Source organism: Cupriavidus sp. SK-3 (assembly GCF_000611145.1).
Classification (GTDB): Bacteria; Pseudomonadota; Gammaproteobacteria; order Burkholderiales; family Burkholderiaceae; genus Cupriavidus.
Genome location: NZ_JFJV02000134.1, coordinates 1 through 3,923, shown reverse-complemented (window position 1 = coordinate 3,923; position 3,923 = coordinate 1). Strand labels below are relative to the sequence as shown.

Annotated in this window: 3 protein-coding genes; 1 reads left to right on the top strand and 2 read right to left on the bottom strand. The window is 64.9% G+C overall.

Going from position 1 to position 3,923, the window contains the following annotated elements; genetic code table 11:
- Positions 1 to 153: 153 nt before the first annotated feature.
- Together CF70_RS14265 and CF70_RS14260 are read right to left on the bottom strand one after the other, a co-directional pair.
- Complete coding sequence (locus tag CF70_RS14265) at positions 154 to 1,086, bottom strand: ornithine cyclodeaminase family protein (protein WP_035865512.1); 933 nt, start codon at positions 1,084 to 1,086, stop codon at positions 154 to 156.
- Positions 1,087 to 1,138: 52 nt separating this feature from the next.
- Positions 1,139 to 1,891, bottom strand: coding sequence for a sulfite exporter TauE/SafE family protein (locus CF70_RS14260; protein WP_051648437.1), 753 nt, complete (start codon positions 1,889 to 1,891; stop codon positions 1,139 to 1,141).
- Positions 1,892 to 2,204: 313 nt separating this feature from the next.
- Here CF70_RS14260 and CF70_RS14255 point away from each other — a divergent pair, with 313 nt between their 5' ends.
- A complete protein-coding gene (locus CF70_RS14255; protein ID WP_035865509.1) occupies positions 2,205 to 3,743 on the top strand; it encodes a hypothetical protein in 1,539 nt (512 codons plus the stop codon).
- The last annotated feature ends 180 nt before the right edge of the window (positions 3,744 to 3,923 follow it).

Genomic DNA, 3,923 nt, shown 5'->3' with positions numbered 1-3,923 from the left:
GTTGGGGGACTGCGTGACGTGGTCCGGAGGTCAGGGCATCAGAAATCAGCCGTATCCTGAACCTTTGTGAATATTGTATACTATCTACAGTTTTGTGAAAGAGATTTTGAGCCAAACTTGCCAAGGCGCGCATTCGCGCACCCGTCCTTGCGCTTACGCGGCTCTGGCTTCACCCGCCGCGGCGATCTGCCGGTACGCGAAGCCCGCCAGCGCCACGTCTTCCAGACCGACCCCCACCGACTTGTAGATCAGGATGTCGGCGTTGCTGCCGCGCGGCTGTATGCGGCCGGTAACCACATCGGCCAGTTCGACGATCTTGTCGGCGGGCAGCGCGGCGGGGTCGGCCAGCACGATATCGCCGGCTTCGCGCATCGATTGCGGGCGCCATTCCACCACTAGCTTGCTGGCGCGCGCGAGCGCCACATCGTCCAGTTCGCGGGTGTGCGGCAGGCTCGATCCGATCGCCGCGACAAAGGCGCCGGGTTTGAGCGCCTGGCCGGAGAACAGCGGCGTGGTGGAGCGCGACGCGGTGACCACGATGTCGGCTTGCGCCACAGCCTGGTCCGGTTCAGCGAAGGCGACGGGGATGCCGCACCACTGCGCCAGGCGTTCGGGCGTGGCGGCGTCCGCATACGGGTCGGACAGCAGGATGCGCTTGAGCGGCAGGGTGGCGGACAGTTGGCGGGCATGTTGCACGCCTTGCGTGCCGGCGCCGAACAGCGCGAGCACTTCGGCGTCCGGCCGGGCCAGGTGGCGGGCGGCCAGCACCGAGCAGGCCGCGGTGCGCAGCCGGGTAATGGCGCCCGCATCGAAGGAGGCCAGCGGCCGGCCGTCCTCTGTCGAGAAAATCAGGATGACAAAGGAAAACTGCCCCTTGATGGTGGTGTAGACCTTGGCGCCCGCCACCTGCTGCTCGGGAATCACCGCCCCGAGCGTGGACAGCTTGACGCCGCCCGCCTCGGTGCGGATGCGCTCCTGCATGGCGGCCTTGCCTTCGCCAAAGCTGCGGAAGGCGTCCAGCATCACTTGCTGGGCGTCGGCGGCGCTGACGTGGCGGTCGATCATCTCGTCGGTGATATGCAACATGGTGTGTTTCCTGGATTAGCGGGAGCGGATGGGAGATTCCGGGTGCGGGGTTTCAGGCGGGCAGGGCAAGCTTGACCAGCACGCCGATCGCGCCGGCGGTGCACAGCGCCAGCAGCAGCTTGCGCACGGCCTTGGCCGAGAAGCGGTTCTTGAGGCGGTTCGAGACTGCAAAGCCGGCCAGCAGCATGGGCGACAGGCTCAGGCTGAGCCAGAGGTCACTCAGCCCAAAGCGGCCGGCGGCGGACAGCATGGCCAGCGAGAAGGCCGCACCGGCGCAAAGGATGCAGCCAATGGTGGCGCGCAACTGCGGCGGCGGCAGGTGCTGCATGACGATGGCAAAGGGCGGGGCGCCAGCCGAGGTGACCGTGCCCATGAAGCCGGAGGCCGCGCCGGCGAAGGCCATATTCAGCCCGGAAGCCTGCACCCGCCAGCCCAGCAGGCTGAGCGCCACCGCGGCCAGGATCGACAGCGCGAACACCAGCGCCAGCAGTTCCGCCGGCAATTGCGTCATCGCAGCCACTGCCACCACTGTGCCCGCGGCGCGGCCCAGAAGGGCATTGCCCGCCGTGCGCCAGGCAATGGCACGGAACTCGCGTAGTGCACCAAGCAAGGAGACGAGGCCACCCATGGCGAGCAGGGGGCCGGGCGCCAGTTGCGGGAAGAACAGCACCGCGACCGGCGCCGACACCATGGAGAAGCCGATCCCGCCTACGCCCTGCAGGCAGGCGCCCACCAGGATCAGGGCGCCCATCATGCCAAATTGCCAGGCCGTTACGCCGGCGGGAAGGAGGGTGGAAATCGTCATGTATGTCTTGTGTGATGCCTGCGTAATCGATCGGTGGGAATCTGCTGCTCGTGCATTTAGCGGTATACAGTCTACATAATTTGCGGCAGGAAGACATCCATTCTGGGTTCTCAACCAACATCCGGCTCCCAAAAGGTGCCTGGAATCCCGCTTATGGCGCGGAAATATAAGGGTTTGCACTGGTTTGGGGGGATTCCCTACCCCAGGAAGATTCTGCTTGTTTTGATCTAAGTTAAGAATATAGTATACGTTCATGGGGCAGCCATAGCTCCAGACACGATGGTCTCTACAGATAAAGATCCAAGGGGAATTCATGCAACATGAAGTGGTGATTGGCGCGGCACACTGGATCTACCTATTGGGCGTGGCGGTGATCGTCCTGACCATGATCCTGCGGGCCAACGTGGTCGTACCGTCGATTCTGGGTACGTTCCTGGTGGTGTTCGCGCTGACCGGCAGCCCGGTCTCTGCGCTGGGTGGGATATTTTCGGCAAGCCTGGTGGCGGCCAAGGAGTTGTTCAACATCTTCCTGGTCATCGCCTTCATGACAGCGCTGCTCAATTCACTGAAGACGCTGCGCTCGGATATCCGGATGGTTGAGCCGTTCCGGCTGGTGATGAAGAACGGCCATTCCGCCTTCTTTATCCTGGCCGGCATTACCTATGTGATTTCGCTGTTTTTCTGGCCCACGCCGGCGGTGCCTCTGGTTTCCGCCATCCTGCTGCCGGCCGCGATCGCCGCCGGACTGCCGCCGCTAGCCGGTGCCATGGCCATTGCCATAGCCGGGCAGGGCATGGCGTTGTCGTCGGACTATGTGATCGGCGTGGCGCCGGGCATCAGCGCCAAAGCCGCCGGCGCGGCGGTCAGTGCGGTGGTGGTGGCCGACCGTGCGCTGGCGCTGTCGATCATTACCGGCGTCATCGCGCTGACGCTGGCATACCTGTCGATGCGCAAGCACATCGTGCCGGCCAGCGGCAGCCTGCTGACCAACTGGCAAGCCCGCGCAAGCGGCGCCGACGAGCGCTTCGAGCAGTCCGGCACCTTCGACAAGGCCGAGATCGCGCGCGGCACCGAGCACGACGAGCCGTTGGCTACCGATTCCAATATCGAGCGAAGCCTGGCCATGGTGGCGTTGCGCCGGGTGAAGTGGTCGAAGTGCTTTGCCGTGGTGACACCGCTCGCGTTCCTGGCGGTGGTAGCGGTGATGGTGGTGCCAAAGATGGGCAGCGGCCTGCCCGAACTCAAGGGCGGCGATGCTGCCGCGCTGGTCGGCGGGGTCGCGGCGGTGCTGATGATGCTGGCCACGCTGGCCGCCGAAGGCCCCCGCAAGATGCTCGACGTATGCCCGGAGCACATCACGGACGGCTTCGTCTTCGCCTTCAAGGCGATGGGCTCGGTGTTGCCGATCGCCGGCTTCTTCTTCGTCGGCGCCGGCGAGACCGCGGCGCAGATCCTGGGTGTCGGCGCCGGCAAGGCGCCCAGCCTGCTGTTCGAACTGATCCAGGCGTACCAGCACATGATCCCGGACAACCACGTGCTGGTGGCCTTCGGTGTGTTGCTGGTGGGCATGATCACCGGCATCGACGGCTCCGGCTTCGCCGGCCTGCCGCTGACCGGCACGCTGGCCGGCGCGCTGGGTCCGGTGGTGGGCTTCGATTCCGCCACCCTGGCGGCAATCGGGCAGATGGGGGCCGTGTGGACGGGCGGCGGCACGCTGATCGCCTGGTCCTCGCTGATCGCGGTGGCCGGCTTTGCCCGCGTGCCGGTGCTCGACGCGGTGCGCGCCTTGCTGGTGCCGGTGCTGATCGGGCTGGGCGTATCCACCGTTTGCGCCATGTTCCTCTGGCGGTAGCGACACCGCGCACAACGAAAAACGAGGCATCCCAAGGCCTCGTTTTTTTATTCCGGAAAGAGCTGTATACCGTCTTCACAAAAACTGTAGATAGTATACAATCAGTTTCAAGGTATCGGACTTACCGGGTTGGGCTGTCTAGCCCGCTCACCTCCGGACCACGTCACGCAGTCCCCCAAC

Coding starts and splice junctions, on each gene's coding strand:
- CF70_RS14265 (WP_035865512.1), bottom strand. CDS start 1,086: ATGTTGCATATCACCGACGAGATGATCGACCGCCACGTCAGCGCCGCC.
- CF70_RS14260 (WP_051648437.1), bottom strand. CDS start 1,891: ATGACGATTTCCACCCTCCTTCCCGCCGGCGTAACGGCCTGGCAATTT.
- CF70_RS14255 (WP_035865509.1), top strand. CDS start 2,205: ATGCAACATGAAGTGGTGATTGGCGCGGCACACTGGATCTACCTATTG.